Below are 18,525 nucleotides of genomic sequence, written 5' to 3'. Positions count from 1 at the left end.
GTGTCGCACCGATCAGTTGCAGGTCACCAGGGACAGCGAGCTGTCGCCGCAGAGCAGCAGGCTCGCCCGGCTTCCGCCGGGGTCGGTGCTCTTGAGCTCGTCCGCGGTCAGTTCCAGACCCTGTAGGTCAAGAAGCGCCATGTCGTGCCACCTCATCCTCGTTCGATCGGTTGTCCACCCTCGCGGACGCGAGGGAGCTTCGGGCCGGGGCGTGCGGCTGGTTCCAGGGGGCGAGGAACGGCAGCGTCACCGGCCGGTCGGACCGGGCCGCGGCGACCGCGAGCAGTACGCCCGCGGTGCCGGTGGCGAGGTCCATGGAGAGTCGCAGCAGCTTTTCGCCGGGAAACGCGAGACCGTCCCGGTATGGCATCGCGTGCCAGGTGAGCCGTCGCAGTTGCCCGGCCAGCTCGTGCCGGTCCCGGTCCACCTCGGCCCGATCGGGAAGGCCGGCGGCGGCGCGGGCGGCGAGGTAGACGACGATGCCGGCCCGACCTGCGAACAGTCCGGACTGGACGTAGAGCGGCGACCGGGCGGCCCGTCGGATTGCCGTGGCGGCCTCGGCGAACCGCTCGTCGGCGCGGTGCCGCAGATACTGGTCGAGGACCAGCCCGATGCCGACGCTGCCGTGCGCCAGGTAGGGCATGGTCCGCCAGCCCTCGTCGACCTCCATCGCACCGTCCGGGCGGACCACGCAGCGCCGCAGGTCCCAGCGCAGCGCGGTGGCGGCGAGGTCGAGCAGGGCCGGATCACCGGAGATCTCGTACAGCCGCAGGAACATCAGCGCCGGGCCGGACCGACCCCGGGTCAGCCCGGCGTACGGATGCTGCCCGCCACTGGTCCGGCCCCCGGTGTCGTCGGTCCCGCCGATCCGGTCGGCGACCAGTTCGGCGGCCTGCCAGGCGGCCTCCCACAGCCCCGGCTCGGAGGTGCGGGTGGCCAGTTCGGCCAGGTTGAGCGCGATTCCCGACAGGCCACCGGCAAGATCGTGTCCGAGTCGGGTCCACGGTTCCCGCAGGCAGACGTCGAGTACGTCGAGCGCCCGTTGCCGGTGGCCCAGGTGTTCCAGCGCGTACGCCACCCCGTGCAGCCCGTCGTAGAAGCCGACCCGGCTGCCGGCGGGTGGATCGAGTGCCCGTTGGACCAGCCAGTCCTCGTGTTCGGGGAACCGGCCGGCGTCGGCCGCCGCGAGCGCGTACAGGACACCGGCGGCGCCGTGGGCCAGGTTGAGGCCGCCCGCGCGGAACTGCTCGATGTCACCGGGAAAGAGTCGGTCCGGACGGTCCGGGGTGGCGCTGGACAGGATCGCCCCGGCCAGTCGCGTACGCAGTCCCGGCCAGTCGCCCGGTTCGGTGGAGAACTCCAGCGGGTCGGTGTCCGCCGCCGCCCGGTCACCGGTGACGTCCGCGTCGCCGGTGACGTCAGCCGCTTTCGGGGTGGGGCCGGTGATCTCCGCGACCGCCTCGTCCAGGAACGCGCGGGGCACCGGGAAGTGGGCGGCGATGATGTCGGCGAAGTGCCGGGCCTTGGCCGGTGCGAGTCGGACCAGTTGGGTCAGCGGCAGGAACAGCGCCAGCCGGAGGCAGGCCAGGGCGTACCGGTCGACGGCGAAGCCGGTGCGGTCGCGCGGCGCGGCGAAGCCCTGGTTGCGCAGGCCGGGTCGACCCGGCTCGGTGACCGGAGCGGCGACCTCGAAGTCGACCAGGGTGACCCGGTCGTCCGGCCCGATCATGACGTTGAACAGGTGCAGGTCGCCGTAGACCACACCGCGCTCGTGGATGGCGTCGACGATCGCCTCGACCCGGCTATACACCCCCAGCGCCCAGTCCGCGTACGCGGCCAGCCGGTCGGCGTCCGCGTCGACGTCGATCAACGGGTAGCGCTCGACCAGGACCCGGTTCAGTGGCTGGCCGACGACGAACTCCAGGGCCAGGAAGCGGTGCTCGCCCAACCCGAACTCGTCGTGCACCCCGGGCAGTCCCGGCACGTCGGCCAGCCGGCGCAGCATGTCGCCCTCGCGGGCCAGCCGGGTCACCGCGTCGGTCCCGGTGGCGTCGAGTCCGGCGTACGGGCGGGCCTCCTTGAGCACCACCGGGGTGTCGGTGCGCAGGTCCCGCCCGACGTAGAGGCCACCGCCATTGGAGAAATGGATCACCCGGTCGATTTTGTACGGCAGGTCGCCGGTGGTGGTGGCGTTGCGCGCCGCGAGGTGCGGGGTGAGGAAGTCCGGCAACGTCACCCAGTCCGGCAGGTGCGGCACCGGGTCCCGCCGGTCCGGCACGAGGGTGCCGTCCGGGTCGGCGATCGCCGGGACGACCTGGCCGTGCGCCGAGAGGCAGTAGCGGGCCGCGAAGCCGCCGTAGCGGACGAACACCGGTCCGGCGCCGTACCGCAGGTCGCTGAGGATGTACGGCCCGGCCTCACCGGCGAGCCGTTCGTCGAGTTCCTTGCAGGCCAGTTCGAGTTCGTCCGGGTCGGCCGGGTAGATGGTGACGAACTTGCCGCTGGAGCCGCGCGGCGCGTACTTGGCGTTGCGCAGCAGCAACAGGCGCGGCCCACGGAGGAACTTGAACGACAGCCCGCGCGGCACGCAGTAGTCCCAGGCGGTGGCGAGCACCCGGTCGGCGTTCTCCAGGGTGGCCGACAGGTGGATCTTCCAGCCCTGCGGGGGCAGGCTGCCGCCGACGGGTCCGTAGACGTACCAGTCGTCCTTCGGTTCCCGCTGCCAGCCGGCCGGCACCGCGCGGGCCGCGACGGCGAACTCGGCGGTGGTCGCGCCCGTGGTGGCGGGCGAGTCGTAGAAAAGTGGGTCGGCCGCACAGTACGCGTCGTAGCGTTCGTCCATCGTCGCGGCTCCTCCGGCGGATCCCTGCGGGACTCCTAGACTCGATCGGCGGTTCGAGTCTCGTGTACGGGACGGCCGGGCCTCTAGTGTGCTAAGTCATCGTCCCGCGTGCGGGACGCACGGTGACCGGTGACAAATGTCAGCGCGGCGCGCGCAGTCCCGGCGGCGTGGGTGTGAGCCGCCCCCGAACGGCATGGACGTGAACCGGCCAACGGGCCGGTACGCGGACAGGGATTCCGCGTACCGGCCCGTTGGCCGGAGTGTCGCTGTGGGGGAGGTCGGTTACTTCGACGGCTGCGGTACCTCGCAGTTGACCTTGGGGTTGAGTCCGACATAGTTGAGCGGGCCGGCGATGATCGTCACGACCGTGGTGCCGGCCTCCGCGCAGTTGTCGTTGGAGTTGTCGAAGTAGCCGCGTTGACCCGCGGCTATCGCTCCGATGATCAACCAGATGACAAGGATGGCCGCTCCTGCTGATCCGATGCGCACTGTTGCCTCCTCGTCCGAGAGCCTGGATCTGCGTGCTTCTGATACCCCGTACGCCCGGTCACGCAAACGCGAACCGGACGGCGTCGATCGACCACGGTCGGTTACCGTGACCGTCGAACACGGAGAGGGGCCGACCGGGGTGGCGGACGGGACATGGTGGAGCCGGGAGGTCCGACTGCGGTTGCCGTCCCCGGTGACCGAACTGGCCGACGACCGGCTGGCCCGGCACGACGTACGGCTGCTGGTCAAGCGGGACGACCTGATCCATCCCGAGCTGCCGGGCAACAAGTGGCGCAAGCTGAAGCACAACCTGCTGGCGGCGCGACAGGGCGACTTCCGCACGCTGGTGACCTTCGGTGGGGCGTACTCCAACCACATCCGGGCGGTGGCGGCGGCCGGCGCGTACTTCGGGTTCGCCACCGTCGGGGTGATCCGGGGCGAGCCACACCTGCCGCTGAACCCGTCGCTGGCGTACGCGGTGGGTCGCGGCATGCGGCTGACGTACCTGGACCGGGCCGACTACCGCGACAAGGACGCGCCGGAGCTGCTGGCCCGGCTGCGGTCGGAGTACGGCGAGCACTACCTGTTACCGGAGGGCGGCAGCAATTCGCTCGCCGTACGCGGCTGCGCCGAACTGCCGGCCGAGATCACCGAGCCGTTCGACGTCGTCTGCGTACCGGTCGGCACCGGGGGCACGCTCGCCGGTGTCGCCGTGGGTCTGCCACCGGGCCGGTCGGCGATCGGCTTCTCGGCGCTGAAGGGCGGGCGGTTCCTGGCCGCCGAGGTGGAACGGTTGCAGGGCGCGGCGACGGGATCGGTGACCGCCAACTGGCGGATCGAGCACGACTTCCACTTCGGCGGGTACGCGCGGCGCCGCCCCGAACTGGACGTCTTCGCCGCCGACTTCGCCACCCGGCACGGCCTGACCCTCGACCCGATCTACCCGGCGAAGATGATGTACGGCATCTTCGCCCTGGCCGCCGCCGGCGGATTCGCACCCGGCACCACCGTCGTCGCCGTACTGACCGGCTGAGCCGCGGCGCCGGGCGCTCAGCCGGGATTGGTGCTGAGCAGGTCCTCCGGATGCGCCGAGATGTACGCCTCGACGGTGCCGGTCCGGAACGCGTGCCAGAGCCGGACGCTCCGGCCCGGTTCGAGCAGGAGGTACGGCTCCGACCCAGCCCCCTCAACCCCGCCACCGGTGGTGCTGCGGGTCGGCGCGACGAGGAACCAGATGCTGCCCCTGGACGCCCCGGCCGCCGCTCGCGCGACATCGCGCAGCTCGTCCCGGCCGAACCGGTCGTCCACCGAGACCGCCCGGGTCACGGCGTCGAGCAGGCGGTAGTTCTCCAGCGCGTCGGCATCCGGTTGCGCCGAAGCCACCCTGGTCAGCACCGCCCGGAGCAGGTTCTGCCGGCGTTGCGTCCGATCGGCCGTCCCGTCCGGCAGGTCGTCCGGCTGACGCAGGTACGCCCGCGCCCGAGCGCCGTCCAGGCGGTTGACGCCGGCCCGGAAACGTACGCCGGTCCGGTCGGTGATGTCGGCGGCGACCGTCACGTCGACTCCGCCGAGCACGTCCACGACGGGCGCGAGTTCGTCGAAGTCGACCACCATGAAATGGTCGACCCGGACCGAGGTGAGCTGCTCGACCGTCCGTACCAGCAGGGTCGGGCCGCCGAGCGTGTGGGCCGAGGCGATCGTCGTACGGCCGTGACCGGGCACGTCCACCCTGGTCAGGTACGGGATCGAGATGACCGAGGCCGAGTCGTCCCGGGGGTCGAAGCGGATCAGCATGACCGCGCCGGCCGGGGGACGCCCGACCCCGCCGGGTGCCGGATCGTCGGCGGGCGCGTCGATCGGCCCGTCGCCCGGTCCGTTCGCGGAACCGGCGGTCGAACCGCTGTCCGGATCGCTGTCCGGATCGCTGTCCGAACCGGGTCCGCGCAGCTCGGCTCCGATGGCCAGGATGCTCCGGCCGCTCGTCACCGCCTCGGCGGTGACCGGGCGCTCGGCCGCCTCGACGCCGCCGAACACCTCACCGAGGCGGGCTACCCGGCCGGACAGGTCGGAACTGGTGAGGTAGCCGGTGGCGAGCACGCCGACCGTACCGGCCGACACCAGGATGGTCGCGGTCAGCGCGAGCCGGCGCAGCCGTCGGGCCCAGCGCTGCCTGTCCGGATCCTCCGGTGCCCGCCGTGGCGGTCGCGGGGTGATGCCGTCGAAGAGGAATTCGAGGCCGTCCTTCATCCGACCGCACCGCCCGGGTGGTGGGCCGAGCCCGGTACCGCGTCCACCGTCGGTCAGCCTCGCACCGTGTCGCGGGCGCGTCGGGCCGCCGCGGTCGTCGGTCGGGCGTGCCGGGCCGGTTGTCCGTAGCCGGACGGCACCTGCAACAGCAGCACGATCAGCACGGCCGCCGCCCCGAGCGCGCCGAGCAGGGCGGTACGGCCCGGCACCACCCCGGCCGAGACCAGCACCGCGATCAGCCCGGCCGTCGAGGTGGCCATGAAGAGGGTGCCGAGCAGCGCGTGCGGTCCGACGCCGGTACGGATCAACCGGTGCGCGACGTGGTCGGTACCGCCCTGGAGCCACGACCGGCCGGCCAGTTGCCGGGACACCAGCACCAGTCCGGTGTCGACGGCGGCGACGAAGACGATCAGCAGCAGGATCGAGGATCGGTCCACGGTCGCTCGTCCGGGCGCGACCAGTGCCGCGCCGGTCGCGACGAGGAAGCCGATGAACAGGGATCCGCTGTCGCCCATGAAGATCCGGGCGGGTGCGGCGTTGTGCAGCAGGAAACCGGTGCAGGCGGCGGCCAGGCAGAGCAGCAGCAGGGCCAGGTCGGGTTGGCCGGCGACGACGGCGAAGACCGACAGCGGCACCGCGGTCGCGCAGGCCACCGTGGCCAGCGCCCCGTCGGTGTTGTCCAGCAGGTTGAACGAGTTGGTGACGGTGATGATCCAGCCGACGGTGAGCAGCAGGTCGAGCTGGTCCTGGCCGATCAGGTTCAGCCGCACGCCGCCGAGGGCCACGGCGGTGGCCAGCAGCGCCTCGACCGCCATCCGGGTGCTCGGTCGGAGCGTACGGGCGTCGTCGACCAGCCCGAGCACGGCGATGCCGAGGGCGGCGCCGAGCACGAGCCAGATCCGGGACCGGTCGAGGTCCACCAGGGCGGCGGTCGGGACCAGGGTGGCGACGACGATGGCCGCCCCGCCGAGGTACGGCGTGACCCGCCGGTGTGCCTTGTGCGGTGCGGGTCGGTCGGTGAGACCGCAGCGCAGCGCCACCCGCCGCGCCGGCTCCACGAGTACGGCGACCAGCAGCAGCGCGGCGAGTGCGCCGACGGCGGTCTCGGCGGCCGGCAGGGGCACGTTCACGCCGGCAGCATCTGGGTACGGGCGGCCTCCTCGGCACGCGCCTCGGCGACGGTCTCGCGCAGGATGTCGTCCAGTGAGCGGGTGGGCGTCCAACCGATCATGCGGGTGAGCTTGGTGATGTCGGGTACCCGGCGGGCCATGTCCTCGAAGCCGGCGCCGTACGCCGCCTCGTAGGGCACCAGCCGCACGTCCGAGCCGCTCTGGCTGGCCTTCACGATCCGCCAGGCGAGGTCGAGGATGCTGATCTCGGCGGGGGAGCCGACGTTGACCGTCTCGCCGATCGCCGCGTCGCAGTCGAGCAGGTCGATCAGCGCGCCCACCACGTCGGTCACGTGCGCGAAGCAGCGGGTCTGCGACCCGTCGCCGTAGACGGTCAGCGGCTGGGACCGGACCGCCTGGCGGACCAGGCGCGGGATGACCATGCCGTACGCCGGGCTCTGCCGGGGACCGACCACGTTGAACAGCCGGACCACCATGCTCGGCAGTGACCGCTCCCGGTGGTACGCGTTGGCGAGGATCTCGTCCACCACCTTGGCCGTGCTGTACGCCCAGCGCACCACGGTCGGGCTGCCCAGGATCCGGTCGGCGTCCTCGGTCAGCGGGCCACGGGAGTTCTTGCCGTACACCTCGGAGGTGCTGGCGATGAGGATCTTGCGACGGTAGCGGTGCGCCGCCTCGATCACGATCTCCGAGCCGCGGATGTTCGTGGTGAGCGACTTCAGCGGCTGCTCCACGATGAGTTTGACCCCGACCGCGGCGGCCAGGTGGACGACGGTGTCGCACCGGTGCACGAGTTCGTCGACGACCAGTTCGTCGAGCACCGAACCTTGGACGAAGTGCAGGTCAGGATGGGTCGATGCCTGGTCCAGGTTGGCGATCCGCCCGGTGGACAGATTGTCCAGGACGACCACCCGGTCGCCTCGGGCCAGTAGCGCGTCCACCAGGTGCGAGCCGATGAATCCGGCTCCGCCGGTGACCAGAATCGTGCCGCTTGGCATGGAACGTCCCTTCTGTAGCACTCGCTGCCGTGACGCGAGTCTCGGTGGAATTCGGCCCCGTTGAGCACGATAGGCCATATACCATCGCCAAGACACGACAAACTGCGATTTCGTACGGCATGATCGTTTATCAACAACTCTGGGGTGCCATAAGCGGTTCATTGCGTTGGTGTCGCCTGATGTCCAGGGTGTCTAACTCGTTCCGTGTAGAGAGGGATATCGGGTGAGAGTCCTTGTTACCGGTGGAGCCGGCTTTATCGGTGCCAATACCTGCCGAGAGTTGGTAGATAGGCCGGAAATCGGACAAGTTGTCGCGCTGGACGACCTGAGCACCGGCTTCGCGGCCAACCTGGCCGACCTCCCGGTCCGGCTGGTGACCGGCTCGATCCTGGACCGCGCGCTGCTCGACGAACTGGTGGACGGCATGGACGCCGTCATCCACCTGGCCGCCCGCCCGTCGGTACCCCGCTCCCTGACCGACCCGGTGGCCAGCCACGAGGCGAACGCGACCGGCACCCTCTACCTGCTGGAGGCCTGTCGCCGAGCCGGCACCTACCTGGTCGCGGCCTCGTCGTCCTCGGTCTACGGATCCGTGGCCGAACTGCCCAAGCACGAGGATCTCGCCACCCGGCCGATGAGCCCGTACGCGGCCAGCAAGCTCGCCGCCGAGGCGCAGGTGCTGGCGTACCACTCGGCCTTCGACGTGCCGACCCTCGCGCTGCGGTTCTTCAACGTCTACGGGCCGTTGCAGTCGGTCGGGCACGCGTACGCGGCGGTCATCCCCGCCTTCGTGGACGCCGCGCTGCGCGGTGAGCCGCTCAACGTGCACGGCGACGGGGCCCAGAGCCGCGACTTCACCTACGTCGGCACCGTCGCCCAGGTGCTCGCGGACGCGGTCGTACGCCGGGTCACCTCGACGGTGCCGGTCAACCTCGCGTACGGCAACCGGGTCTCCCTGCTGACCCTGATCGGCAAGCTCGCCTCGCTGGTCGGCCATCCGGTGGAGGTCACCCACGGTCCCGCCCGGGTGGGCGACGTACGCGAGTCGCAGGCGGACTCGACCCGGCTCACCGCCCTGTTCCCGGCGATCCGCCCGGTGCCACTGGACGACGGGCTGGCGCAGACCCTCCGCTGGTACCGGGGCCTGTCCCGGTACGCCCCGGAGCCGGTGCCGGCCGCCGGTTGAGTCGACCGGTCCTGGTCGGCGTCCGTGTCGTACCCCGGCACTAGGCTGCCGTGGTGACGAAGACGATCGAGGGCGAGACGTTCCGCAACGAGGACTGGTACGGCGACGAGTTCACCGACAACACCTACGTCGGCTGCACCTTCCTGCACGTCGACCTGATGGAGGCGTCGACGCGCGGCACCGTGTTCCAGGGCTGCACCTTCGGCAACGTCAAGTTCAACGCGTCCCGACACACCGACTCGGCCTTCCTGCGCTGCGCCTTCACCCGCTGCAACTTCTTCGAGGCCGAGTTCACCGGCTGCAAGCTGGTCGGCAGCACCTTCACCGACTCGGCGCTGCGCCCGCTGCGGGTGTCCGGCGGCGACTGGTCGTTCGTCGGCCTGTCCGGCGCCGACCTGCGCGGCGTGACCTTCACCGGCGTACGGATGCGTGAGGTCGACCTGACCGCCGCCAACTGTGCCGAGGCGGCCCTGATCGACGTCGACCTGTCCGGCGCCCAGTTGCACGGTGTCAACCTCGTCCGCTGTGACCTGCGCGGCAGCGACCTGAGCGCGCTCGATCCGGGCACCGCCCAACTGACCGACGCGATCATCGACGCGGCCCAGGCGGTGGTGGTCGCACAGACCCTCGGTCTACAGGTCCGCTGACCCTCGCCGGGACCGGTGTCAGAGCCGTTCGACCGCGCGCCCCCGGCACCGGTTGCGGCTGTCGAAGACGTACGTCGCGCTCCGGCCGATCATGTCGTAGTCCAGACCGTCGTGATCGGTCACGATCAGCACCGCGTCGGCGGCGTCGACCTCGGCCTCGGTCAGGTCCACCACCGTCACCCCGACCGGGATGTGGTGCGGCTCGGCGTACGGTTCGACCGCGCGGACCTCAGCACCGAGCGCCCGCAACCGGGCGGCCACCTCGACCGCCGGGGAGTCCCGCATGTCCCCGGTGTTCTTCTTGTACGCGAGGCCGACCAGCAGCAACCGGGCCCCGTTGATCGTGCGGCCCTGCCTGTTCAGGCCCACCATCAGCCGCCCGACCACGTGCTGCGGCATCTCGTGGTTGATGTCGTTGGCCAGCTCGACGAACCGGAACTGCCGTCCCAGTGTCCGTTTGACCTGCCAGGACAGGTAGCAGGGGTCAATCGGCAGGCAGTGGCCGCCGACGCCGGGGCCGGGCCGGAACGGCATGAAACCGAACGGCTTGGTCGAGGCGGCGTCGATCGCCTGCCACACGTCGACTCCCAGCTCGCTGGCACACATCGTCAGCTCGTTGATCAGTGCGATGTTGACCTGCCGGAAGGTGTTCTCGATCAGCTTGGTCAGCTCGGCCACCCTGGTCGAGTCGACGGCGACCGTCTGCTCGACGATCCGGCGGTAGAAGCCGTCCACCCGGGCGAGGGCGTCGGCGTCCACCCCGGAGACGACCTTCGGGGTGTTCTCCAGCCGCCAGGTCGGGTTGCCGGGATCGATCCGCTCGGGGCTGTAGCCGAGGTGGAAGTCGCCGGGGCTTTGCAGGCCGGTGGCCTCCTCCAGCAGCGGCCGGAGCAGTTCCTCCGTGGTGCCGGGGTAGGTGGTCGACTCCAGGATGACCGTGCAGCCCGGCCGGACGTACGGCGCGATGGACGTACCGGCGCGCTCGACATAGCTCAGGTCCGGGGCGCCGTCGCGCAGCGGGGTCGGCACGCTGATGACGCACACGTCGAAGTCCCGCGCGTCGGCGTAGTCGCTGCTCGGCCGGTACCGCCCGGTGGCGAGCGCCGCGCCGAGCCGGGCGGTGGAGATGTCCTCGATGAACGACTCCCCGGCGCCGAGGCGTTTCACCCGGCTGTCGTCCAGGTCGAGACCGACGACGTCGAGGCCGGACTCGACCGCCCGGATCGCCAGTGGTAAGCCGACATACCCCTGACCGACGACGACCAGCTTCTCAACGCTCATGCGGGGCTCCTAGGGCTGTAACCAGGTAACCCGCACTTTATGGCGACTTATGGCGGCACAAGTATGAAACAGGATATCTCGCGTTTTTGGGCCTGGTCGGTGGCCATGCGGCCGATCGGTGATCGTCCCCGGGGCGGTCAGGGGATGCCCGGCGAGGCCACCGGGAGCTGGGGCACGGCCGGCGCATCCGGCGTACCGGGCGGGTCGGTACCGGGCGCCGCCGGGGTCTGCTCCGCCGTCGGGCTCGCCGTGGGCGGGGCGGACGTCGGTGCCGGGCTCGGGGTGGCACTCGGCGCCGCGCTGGCCGAGGCCGGGGGCGCGTCGGTCGGCGCCGGGCCCGAGGGCGCGCCGGGCCCCGGCACACCGGAGGTACGCCCGGACGGCTCCGGAGCGTCCTCGTCGGCGCCCGCGCTCGGGCCGACGCCGGGTGCCGCCCCGGTGGCGCTGGGCTCGACCGGCGGCTTTCGCCCCGTGTCGCCGTCACCGAGCCCGAACCCGAGTACGCCCAACAGCGCACCGATCGCGAGCAGTGTCGCGGCACCGGCGATTACGACACCGCGACGACGGGACGGTCGGTTCGGGCGAGCACCGACCGGGCCGCCGGCCACCGCGTCCACCGGGCCGCCCGGACCGTGCCCGAGGTCCCCCGCGACCGGCAGCTCGGCCAACGTCCCCGTCCCCACCCCGCCGTCCGTCCCCGCCGACCACGCCCCCGCGATGCCGCCGCCCAACCCGCCCCCGACCGGCCCATCGCCGACCGGAGTTCGTCCCCCGACCGGGGCGATTCCGCCGCCGGGGGAGGTGGCGGTCAGGGCGGCCTCGGCCGCCTCGGCGAACGCCGCCGCACTCGGATACCGATCCTCGGGTTGTTTCGCCAACGCCCGGCTGATCAGCGCGGCGACCGGCGCGGGCAGATCGGCCGGCGGGATCGGCGGATCGTCGTGCAGGTGTCGGATCGCCACCTCCAGCGCGGTCCGACCCGAGTACGGCGGCTTCCCGGTGAGGCAGTGGTAGGTCACCGCGCCCAGGGCGTAGATGTCGGTGGCGGGCGACACCGGGCGGCCCGCCGCCTGCTCCGGCGCCATGTAGAGGGCGGTGCCGGGGACCGCGTTGGTGCTGGTGATCCGGGTCATGGTGGCCGAGCGGGCGACCCCGAAGTCGACCAGGACCACCGTGCCGTCCGGCTGGACCAGCAGGTTCCCCGGCTTCACGTCCCGGTGCACGATGCCGTTGCGGTGTGCGGCGTCCAGGGCCCGTGCCGTCTGCGCCACCACCGACAGCGTCTGCTCGACGTCGAGTCGGCCGGCCGACTCGATCTGCCGGGAGAGCGGAACGCCGGCCACGTACTCCATGACCAGATAGTCGGCCTGACCGTCCCCGTCGCCCACCTGTTCACCACAGTCGTACACCTGTACGATTCCGGGGTGGTGCAGGGCTGCCATCATCCGGGCCTCGGCCCGGAAGCGGGTGATGAAGTCCGGCTCGGCCACCAGCGCGGGCAGCAACACCTTGACCGCGACCTCTCGGGCGAGCAGCAGGTCCGTCCCGCGCCACACGTCACCCATCCCGCCGGTGGCGAGGCGTGTGTCGAGTCGGTAGCGGTCGTTGAGGAGGACTCCCGGGGCCAGCACGATCGTGTCCTACCCAAGTCGGCGTCCGGTCACTCCTCGATCCATACCGCATCGACGGAACGGTTGGGTCCTGGATCAATCGATGGTAATTGTTGTCTGGTTCGATTCGGGCGCGACGATCGTCCGCCCGACCGAGTACGGGAACCCCCACCGACGACCGAGAGGCGACCATGGCGCACATCGACCTGCCCGAAGGACTGCCCGGAATCAGCGGACCGCTGGCCCAGTACCCCGAGACCGCACAGCACCTGCTGGGCCTGGCGCAGGTGCTGCTGCGCGGGCCGTCCTCGCTCACCCCGCAGGAGCGCGAGTTGATCGCGGTGCACGTGTCCAACCTCAACGAGTGCGAGTTCTGTGTGGAGAGCCACAGCGCCGCCGCCCGGTTCATGCTCGGTCCGGCGGCCCAGACCGTCGACCTGGTCCGGGTCGAGGGGGACCGGGCACCGGTCAGCCCGAAGCTGCGGGCCCTGCTGACCATCGCCGGCAAGGTGCAGGGCGGCGGACGTTCGGTCACCGAGGCGGAGGTCGCCGCGGCCCGCGCCGAGGGCGCCGACGACCAGGCCATCCACCACACCGTGCTGATCGCCGCCGCCTTCTGCATGTACAACCGGTACGTCGACGGCCTGGCCACCTGGCTGCCGCCGGACGTGGACGCGTACCGCGAGATGGGGGAGTCGCTCGGCACCCACGGTTACACCCCGACCGCGATGGCCAACGGATCGTGAGTCCGTTTCGCGTTGAGGGTCGGAGTTCGTCTGGTAGACACGAGGAGGTGGCACTCCCGAGAACCCGGCCGGCGAGGGTCGGGTTGGAAAACGACGGCGAGGGTAGTTCCAGTCGATCCAACGTAGGGAGATCGATGTCGTGATACCGGCCGAACTCGACACGCCGGCCGTCCTGCGCGAGTTGTCCGACGCGGAGGGCTACCTGGCGAAGATCTGTTTCAAGACCGGACCCCCGATGCTCAGCGGCGTCGAACTGGAATGGACCGTTCACGACCGCACGGACCCGGCCCGACCGGTCGACCCGGACCGATTACGGGCCGCCCTCGGACCACACGCACCACAGACCCTCGATCCGGCCGGCGCCGCGTCGCCGCTGCCGGGACACGGCACCATCAGCGTCGAGCCGGGCGGACAGGTCGAGATCTCCTCCGCCCCGCACCGCTCACTACGCGCCCTGTACGCCCACACCAGCACCGACATCGATCGGCTCACCGAACTGCTGGCGACCGCCGGCCTGACTCTCGGCCACAGCGGCATCGATCCGTACCGCTCGCCCACCCCCGTGGTGGACACGCCCCGCTACCGGGCGATGCGCACCGCCTTCGACCGGCGTGGACCGGCCGGGCGGACCATGATGTACAGCACCGCCGGATTGCAGGTGTGCCTCGACGCCGGCACCGCCGCTAATTTCCGCACCCGGTGGGACGCACTCCACTGGCTCGGACCACCGCTGCTCGCCGCGTTCGCGACCGCCCGGCACCACGCCGGCAGCGACACCGGCTGGGCCTCGGCCCGGATGGCGGCCTGGTTCGCCATCGACCCGCCCCGGACCCGGCCGGCGTGGACCGTGGCCCGTGCCGGCACCGACCCGGTCGCCGCCTGGTCGGCCTACACCCTCGGTGCGCCACTGCTGTGCGTACGACGGTCCGACGGTGACTGGCGGGTGCCGGACGGGATCACCTTTCGCGACTGGATCGGTGGCGCCTTGCCCCGACCGCCGACCGAGGAGGACCTCGACTACCACATCAGCACCCTGTTCCCCCCGGTACGGGCCCGCGGCTACCTGGAGGTCCGTTACCTCGACGCGCAGCCACCGGGCGAGTGGATCGCCCCGGTCGGTGTGCTCGCCGCGCTACTCGGCGACGACAACGCGCTGAGTCTGGCCCGGGAGGCGTGCGAGCCGGTGCTCGACCGCTGGGACGCCGCGGCCCGGCACGGTCTGGCCGACCCGGCATTGGCCCGGGCGGCCCTCGCCGTCCTGCGGATCGGCCTGGCGGCGTTGGACCGGACCGACCTGGAGCCGGCGACCCGCGACCAGATCAGCCACATCGTGCAGCGGCGACTGGGCGCCGCGGACGGGAGACAACGATGACCACTGCGGGATCGGACCAGGATCTCCGGGTACGGATCGCGGGCGAGTTGGAACGGGCCCGCAACCGGAGCGCCCTGCTCACCGAGGCGGTCGACGAGACCGAGCTGATGCGTCAGCACTCACCGATCATGTCGCCGCTGGTCTGGGACCTGGCCCACGTCGGCAACCAGGAGGAACTCTGGCTGGTCCGCGACGTCGGCGGCCGGGAGCCGGTCCGGCGCGACATCGACGACCTGTACGACGCGTTCAAACAGCCCCGCCGGGACCGGCCGGCGCTGCCGCTGCTGCGGCCCGACGAGGCCAGGTCCTACCTGGGCACCGTCCGGGACAAGGTGCTCGACCTGCTCGACGGGGTCCGGTTCGACGACCGCCGGCTGGTGACCGACGGGTTCGCGTTCGGGATGATCGTGCAGCACGAGCAGCAGCACGACGAGACCATGCTCGCCACCCACCAGCTGCGGATCGGTCCACCGGCGCTCGCCGCGCCCCCGCCGCCACCGGCGCTGGTGCCGGTCTCCGGCGAGGTACGGGTGCCCGGCAGCCGGTTCACCATGGGCACCTCGACCGACCCCTGGGCGCTGGACAACGAGCGCCCGGCGCACGTGGTCGACGTACCGGAGTTCTTCATCGACGCGGCCCCGGTGACCAACGGCGAGTACCTGGCCTTCCTGACCGGCGGCGGTTACGACGACGAGCGCTGGTGGAGCGGGCCGGGCTGGCAGCACCGGCAGGAGGCGGGGCTGACCGCGCCGCTGCACTGGCGGCACGACGGGACGCAGTGGGGTTACCTCCGCTTCGGCCGGTACTCACCGCTGGTCATGGACGAGCCGGTGGTGCACGTCTGCTTCCACGAGGCCGAGGCGTACGCCGCCTGGGCCGGCAAGCGGCTGCCGACCGAGGTCGAGTGGGAGAAGGCGGCCCGCTGGGACCCGGCCACCGGACGGTCCCGGCGCTACCCGTGGGGTGACGCCGATCCGGGCCCGGAGCAGGCCAACCTCGGCCAGCGGTTGCTGTCGCCGGCACCGGTCGGGGCGTATCCGGCGGGTGCCTCGCCGCTCGGCGTGCACCAGCTGATCGGGGACGTGTGGGAGTGGACGTCCAGCGGGTTCGAGGCGTACCCCGGCTTCAGCGCGTTCCCGTACCGGGAGTATTCGGAGGTGTTCTTCGGCAACTCGTACCGGATGTTGCGGGGTGGCTCCTTCGGCACCGACCGGTCGGCCTGCCGGGGCACCTTCCGCAACTGGGACCTGCCGATCCGGCGCCAGATCTTCAGCGGCTTCCGCTGTGCCCGCGACCCCCGACCGGAAGAGACCGCCGGGTGAGCCGACCGCACGCGTACGGTCGCCTCCGGCCGCCCCCGGCGGTCGGCTGATGTGCCGGCACCTGGTCTACCTCGGACCGCCGGCACCCCTGGCGGCGCTGCTCTTCGACCCGCCGCACGGGCTGGTCCGGCAGTCCTGGGCGCCCCGGGACATGCGCGGTGGCGGGACCGTCAACGCCGACGGCTTCGGCGTCGGCTGGTACCCGGACGGCCCGGAGGCCGGGGAAGCGCGGCCGATCGGGGTACCGGCGGAACCGGTGCGTTACCGCCGGGCGACCCCGATCTGGGCGGACGCGGCCCTGCCCGCGCTGGCCGCGTCCACCCGGTCCGGGGCGGTGCTGGCGGCGGTCCGTTCCGCCACCGTCGGCATGCCGGTGGTGGAGACGGCGGCGGCACCGTTCGCCGAGGGCCGGTGGCTGTTCAGCCACAACGGGGTGGTGCCCGGCTGGCCGGAGAGCCTGGTGCCGCTGGCCGAGGGACTGCCGCTGCGGGACCTGCTCACCCTCGACGCGCCCAGCGACGCGGCGCTGCTCTGGGCGCTGGTCCGGCACCGGCTCCGTACCGGCGTGCCACCGGACCTGGCAGTCGCGGCGACGGTACGGATGGTCGCCGCCGCCGTACCGGGAGCGCGACTGAACCTGATGCTCACCGACGGCCGTACGGCGGTCGCGTCCACCGCCGGACACGCCCTGTCGGTACGCAGCCGCCCCGGTTCGGTGCTGATCTGCTCCGAACCGCTCGACGACGACCCGGCCTGGACCGGGGTACCGGACGGCCAACTGGTCGTCGCCACCACCAACGACCTGCACCTGCGACCGATCGGAGAGTTGGCGTGACCGCGGATCCGCTGGAGATCTACCTGGAAGAGCAGGACCTGGCCCGGGCACTGCGCGAGGACGTACGGGTCGGGCTGACCGCACGGCCGAAGTGGCTGCCGCCGAAGTGGTTCTACGACGCGCGGGGCAGCGAGCTGTTCGAGGAGATCACCCGGTTGCCGGAGTACTACCCGACCCGGACCGAGCGGGCGATCCTGGCCGAGCACGCCGACGGGATCGCCCGGATCACCGGGGCCAAGACACTGATCGAGCTCGGATCGGGGTCGTCGGAGAAGACCCGGCTGCTGCTGGACGCGTTCACCCGGCACGGCGGGCTGGGCACCTTCGTACCGCTGGACGTCTCGATCAGCGCGCTGCGCCAGTCCACCGCCGAGATCGCCGAGGCGTACCCGGGACTGCGGGTCCGGGGACTGGTCGGCGACTTCACCCACCAGCTCGACCGGCTGCCGACCGGCGGTAGCCGACTGGTGGCGTTCCTCGGCGGGACGATCGGCAACCTGCTGCCGGTGGAGCGGGCCGGGTTCCTGCGGTCGATGCGGTCGGCGCTGGAGACCGACGACTGGTTGCTGCTCGGGGTCGACCTGGTCAAGGACCCGGCGGTGCTGGTGCCCGCGTACGACGACGCGGCCGGGGTGACCGCCGAGTTCAACCGCAACGTACTGGCGGTGATCAACCGCGAGCTGGGGGCGGACTTCGATCCGGACGCGTTCGAGCACGTGGCGCTCTGGGATTCGGAGCACGAGTGGATCGAGATGCGGCTGCGGGCGCGTCGGCCGAGCCGGGTCCGGGTGCTGGACCTCGACGTCGACTTCGTCGAGGGGGAGGAGATGCGGACCGAGGTGTCGGCGAAGTTTCGGCCCGAGGGCATCACAACCGAGCTGGTCTCGGCCGGCTTCCTCGTCCGGTCCTGCTGGACCGACGAGCGGGACCTCTTCGCGCTGGTCCTCGCCCAGGTGGCCTGACCTCCGCCACCTGGGCGCCGGCCGCCGGTACGGGGCGCCGGCCCGGTCGACGGGCCGGCGCCCCCGGTCGGCGGGGATCGGTTAGGATCGGTCACGCGAAGGGGAGTAGCTCCCAATGTCGTGGTCGACATACTGGTGCGCGAGCATCCGGCCACGCGGCCTCACCACGGTGAGGCGGGCGAGACCTTCGACCAGGCTGTTCAAGCCGGGTCGAGGTCGATCGCGCCCTGGACCCGGTCCCGACCGGGAAGGGTTTTCATGGAGGGCTTTTTCGTTGCCCTGGTGGTCAGCTTCGGCGTGATCTTCGTCGCCGAACTGGGCGACAAGTCGCAGCTGATAGCGCTGACCTTCGCCACCAGGTTCAAACCGATGCAGGTGCTGATCGGCATCACGATCGCCACCGCACTGGTCCATCTCGCGTCTGTGGCGATCGGCTACGGGCTGGGCGCGACGCTGCCCACGGGCTGGATAGCGCTGGGTGCCGGGGTGGCGTTCCTCGGCTTCGGCGCGTGGACCCTGCGCGGTGACAAGCTGACCGAGGAGGAACGGGCCAAGGCGGAGCGGACCAAGCGGTCGGCGATCATCGCCGTCTCGGTCGCGTTCTTCCTGGCCGAGTTGGGCGACAAGACGATGCTGGCCACGATCACCCTGGCCACCCAGTACGGCTGGTTCGGCACCTGGGTCGGCTCGACGGTGGGTATGGTCGCGGCCGACGCGCTGGCCATCCTCGTCGGCCGGATGCTGGGCCGCCGTCTGCCGGAGAAGGTCATCAAGTACGGCGCCGCCGCGCTGTTCGCGCTGTCCGGGCTCTGGCTGCTGCTCGACGGCGTGAAGCAACTGCTCTGAGCTGAACCGGCC

The 18,525-nt window shown here is 71.5% G+C and carries 17 protein-coding genes; 9 read left to right on the top strand and 8 right to left on the bottom strand.

The genetic code is table 11. From position 1 onward, the window contains the following. Positions 1-12 precede the first annotated feature (12 nt). The 3 genes from OG792_RS17140 to OG792_RS17130 form a co-directional block, all read right to left on the bottom strand. Positions 13-141 carry a SapB/AmfS family lanthipeptide gene (locus OG792_RS17140; RefSeq protein ID WP_329110768.1) on the bottom strand — a complete coding sequence of 43 codons (129 nt, stop codon included), beginning with the start codon at positions 139-141 and terminating at the stop codon, positions 13-15. Next, on the bottom strand, positions 128-2,842 hold the full coding sequence (gene lanKC, locus OG792_RS17135) for a class III lanthionine synthetase LanKC (RefSeq protein ID WP_329110767.1): 2,715 nt from the start codon (positions 2,840-2,842) through the stop codon (positions 128-130). Before lanKC ends, OG792_RS17140 begins: the two co-directional genes overlap by 14 nt. Before the next feature lie 282 nt (positions 2,843-3,124). Further along, entirely contained in the window at positions 3,125-3,331 is a 207-nt protein-coding gene (locus OG792_RS17130) for a hypothetical protein (RefSeq protein WP_329110766.1), read from the bottom strand. Between the two features lie 106 nt (positions 3,332-3,437). Here OG792_RS17130 and OG792_RS17125 point away from each other — a divergent pair, with 106 nt between their 5' ends. Then, positions 3,438-4,364: a 1-aminocyclopropane-1-carboxylate deaminase/D-cysteine desulfhydrase gene (locus tag OG792_RS17125; protein ID WP_329110764.1), complete on the top strand. Its 927-nt coding sequence runs from the start codon at positions 3,438-3,440 to the stop codon at positions 4,362-4,364. A 17-nt stretch (positions 4,365-4,381) separates the two neighbouring features. Here the strand turns inward: OG792_RS17125 and OG792_RS17120 are convergent, their stop codons facing one another. Genes OG792_RS17120 through OG792_RS17110 form a run of 3 tightly spaced genes read right to left on the bottom strand, consistent with a single transcriptional unit; the run spans position 4,382 to position 7,706 of the window. Next, a complete protein-coding gene (locus OG792_RS17120; RefSeq protein WP_329110763.1) occupies positions 4,382-5,578 on the bottom strand; it encodes an LCP family protein in 1,197 nt (398 codons plus the stop codon). Between the two features lie 53 nt (positions 5,579-5,631). Further along, positions 5,632-6,708 (bottom strand): MraY family glycosyltransferase, encoded by a 1,077-nt coding sequence (locus OG792_RS17115; protein WP_329110762.1) that lies wholly within the window; start codon positions 6,706-6,708, stop codon positions 5,632-5,634. Further along, the gene (locus OG792_RS17110) at positions 6,705-7,706 is read right to left on the bottom strand and encodes an NAD-dependent epimerase/dehydratase family protein (RefSeq protein WP_329110760.1); all 1,002 of its coding nucleotides are present in this window, start codon (positions 7,704-7,706) and stop codon (positions 6,705-6,707) included. Before OG792_RS17110 ends, OG792_RS17115 begins: the two co-directional genes overlap by 4 nt. A 223-nt stretch (positions 7,707-7,929) precedes the next feature. Between OG792_RS17110 and OG792_RS17105 the strand changes: the two genes are divergently transcribed. Together OG792_RS17105 and OG792_RS17100 are read left to right on the top strand one after the other, a co-directional pair. Further along, the gene (locus OG792_RS17105) at positions 7,930-8,892 is read left to right on the top strand and encodes an NAD-dependent epimerase/dehydratase family protein (RefSeq protein ID WP_329110759.1); all 963 of its coding nucleotides are present in this window, start codon (positions 7,930-7,932) and stop codon (positions 8,890-8,892) included. A gap of 53 nt (positions 8,893-8,945) precedes the next feature. Further along, entirely contained in the window at positions 8,946-9,539 is a 594-nt protein-coding gene (locus tag OG792_RS17100; protein ID WP_329110758.1) for a pentapeptide repeat-containing protein, read from the top strand. An 18-nt stretch (positions 9,540-9,557) separates the two neighbouring features. Here OG792_RS17100 and OG792_RS17095 read toward each other — a convergent pair whose 3' ends face one another. Together OG792_RS17095 and OG792_RS17090 are read right to left on the bottom strand one after the other, a co-directional pair. Further along, entirely contained in the window at positions 9,558-10,820 is a 1,263-nt protein-coding gene (locus OG792_RS17095; protein ID WP_329110757.1) for a nucleotide sugar dehydrogenase, read from the bottom strand. A 137-nt stretch (positions 10,821-10,957) separates the two neighbouring features. Beyond that, a complete protein-coding gene (locus OG792_RS17090) occupies positions 10,958-12,451 on the bottom strand; it encodes a serine/threonine-protein kinase (protein ID WP_329110756.1) in 1,494 nt (497 codons plus the stop codon). 170 nt (positions 12,452-12,621) lie between these two features. Here OG792_RS17090 and OG792_RS17085 point away from each other — a divergent pair, with 170 nt between their 5' ends. The 6 genes from OG792_RS17085 (at position 12,622) to OG792_RS17060 (ending at position 18,513) form a co-directional block, all read left to right on the top strand. Next, positions 12,622-13,176, top strand: a complete 555-nt coding sequence (locus tag OG792_RS17085; protein WP_329110755.1) for a carboxymuconolactone decarboxylase family protein — start codon at positions 12,622-12,624, stop codon at positions 13,174-13,176. Positions 13,177-13,306: 130 nt separating this feature from the next. After that, positions 13,307-14,548, top strand: coding sequence for an ergothioneine biosynthesis glutamate--cysteine ligase EgtA (gene egtA, locus OG792_RS17080; protein WP_442932480.1), 1,242 nt, complete (start codon positions 13,307-13,309; stop codon positions 14,546-14,548). Further along, positions 14,545-15,870, top strand: coding sequence for an ergothioneine biosynthesis protein EgtB (gene egtB, locus OG792_RS17075; protein ID WP_329110752.1), 1,326 nt, complete (start codon positions 14,545-14,547; stop codon positions 15,868-15,870). The genes egtA and egtB overlap by 4 nt, the downstream gene beginning before the upstream one ends. Positions 15,871-15,919: 49 nt before the next feature. Further along, the gene (gene egtC, locus OG792_RS17070) at positions 15,920-16,705 is read left to right on the top strand and encodes an ergothioneine biosynthesis protein EgtC (protein WP_329110751.1); all 786 of its coding nucleotides are present in this window, start codon (positions 15,920-15,922) and stop codon (positions 16,703-16,705) included. Further along, complete coding sequence (gene egtD, locus OG792_RS17065) at positions 16,702-17,667, top strand: L-histidine N(alpha)-methyltransferase (RefSeq protein ID WP_329110750.1); 966 nt, start codon at positions 16,702-16,704, stop codon at positions 17,665-17,667. The genes egtC and egtD overlap by 4 nt, the downstream gene beginning before the upstream one ends. A gap of 258 nt (positions 17,668-17,925) precedes the next feature. Continuing rightward, complete coding sequence (locus OG792_RS17060; protein ID WP_329110749.1) at positions 17,926-18,513, top strand: TMEM165/GDT1 family protein; 588 nt, start codon at positions 17,926-17,928, stop codon at positions 18,511-18,513. The last annotated feature ends 12 nt before the right edge of the window (positions 18,514-18,525 follow it).

Source organism: Micromonospora sp. NBC_01699 (assembly GCF_036250065.1).
GTDB lineage: Bacteria > Actinomycetota > Actinomycetes > Mycobacteriales > Micromonosporaceae > Micromonospora_G.
Note: the sequence above shows the minus strand (reverse complement) of the source record. Positions and strands in the feature narration are given on the sequence as shown.

What these genes read in the sequence shown, in the direction of transcription:
- OG792_RS17060 (WP_329110749.1), top strand. Translation starts at nt 17,926, where the DNA reads ATGGAGGGCTTTTTCGTTGCCCTGGTGGTCAGCTTCGGCGTGATCTTC.
- egtB (WP_329110752.1), top strand. Translation starts at nt 14,545, where the DNA reads ATGACCACTGCGGGATCGGACCAGGATCTCCGGGTACGGATCGCGGGC.
- lanKC (WP_329110767.1), bottom strand. Translation starts at nt 2,842, where the DNA reads ATGGACGAACGCTACGACGCGTACTGTGCGGCCGACCCACTTTTCTAC.
- egtC (WP_329110751.1), top strand. Translation starts at nt 15,920, where the DNA reads ATGTGCCGGCACCTGGTCTACCTCGGACCGCCGGCACCCCTGGCGGCG.
- OG792_RS17140 (WP_329110768.1), bottom strand. Translation starts at nt 141, where the DNA reads ATGGCGCTTCTTGACCTACAGGGTCTGGAACTGACCGCGGACGAGCTC.
- OG792_RS17110 (WP_329110760.1), bottom strand. Translation starts at nt 7,706, where the DNA reads ATGCCAAGCGGCACGATTCTGGTCACCGGCGGAGCCGGATTCATCGGC.
- OG792_RS17085 (WP_329110755.1), top strand. Translation starts at nt 12,622, where the DNA reads ATGGCGCACATCGACCTGCCCGAAGGACTGCCCGGAATCAGCGGACCG.
- OG792_RS17095 (WP_329110757.1), bottom strand. Translation starts at nt 10,820, where the DNA reads ATGAGCGTTGAGAAGCTGGTCGTCGTCGGTCAGGGGTATGTCGGCTTA.
- OG792_RS17120 (WP_329110763.1), bottom strand. Translation starts at nt 5,578, where the DNA reads ATGAAGGACGGCCTCGAATTCCTCTTCGACGGCATCACCCCGCGACCG.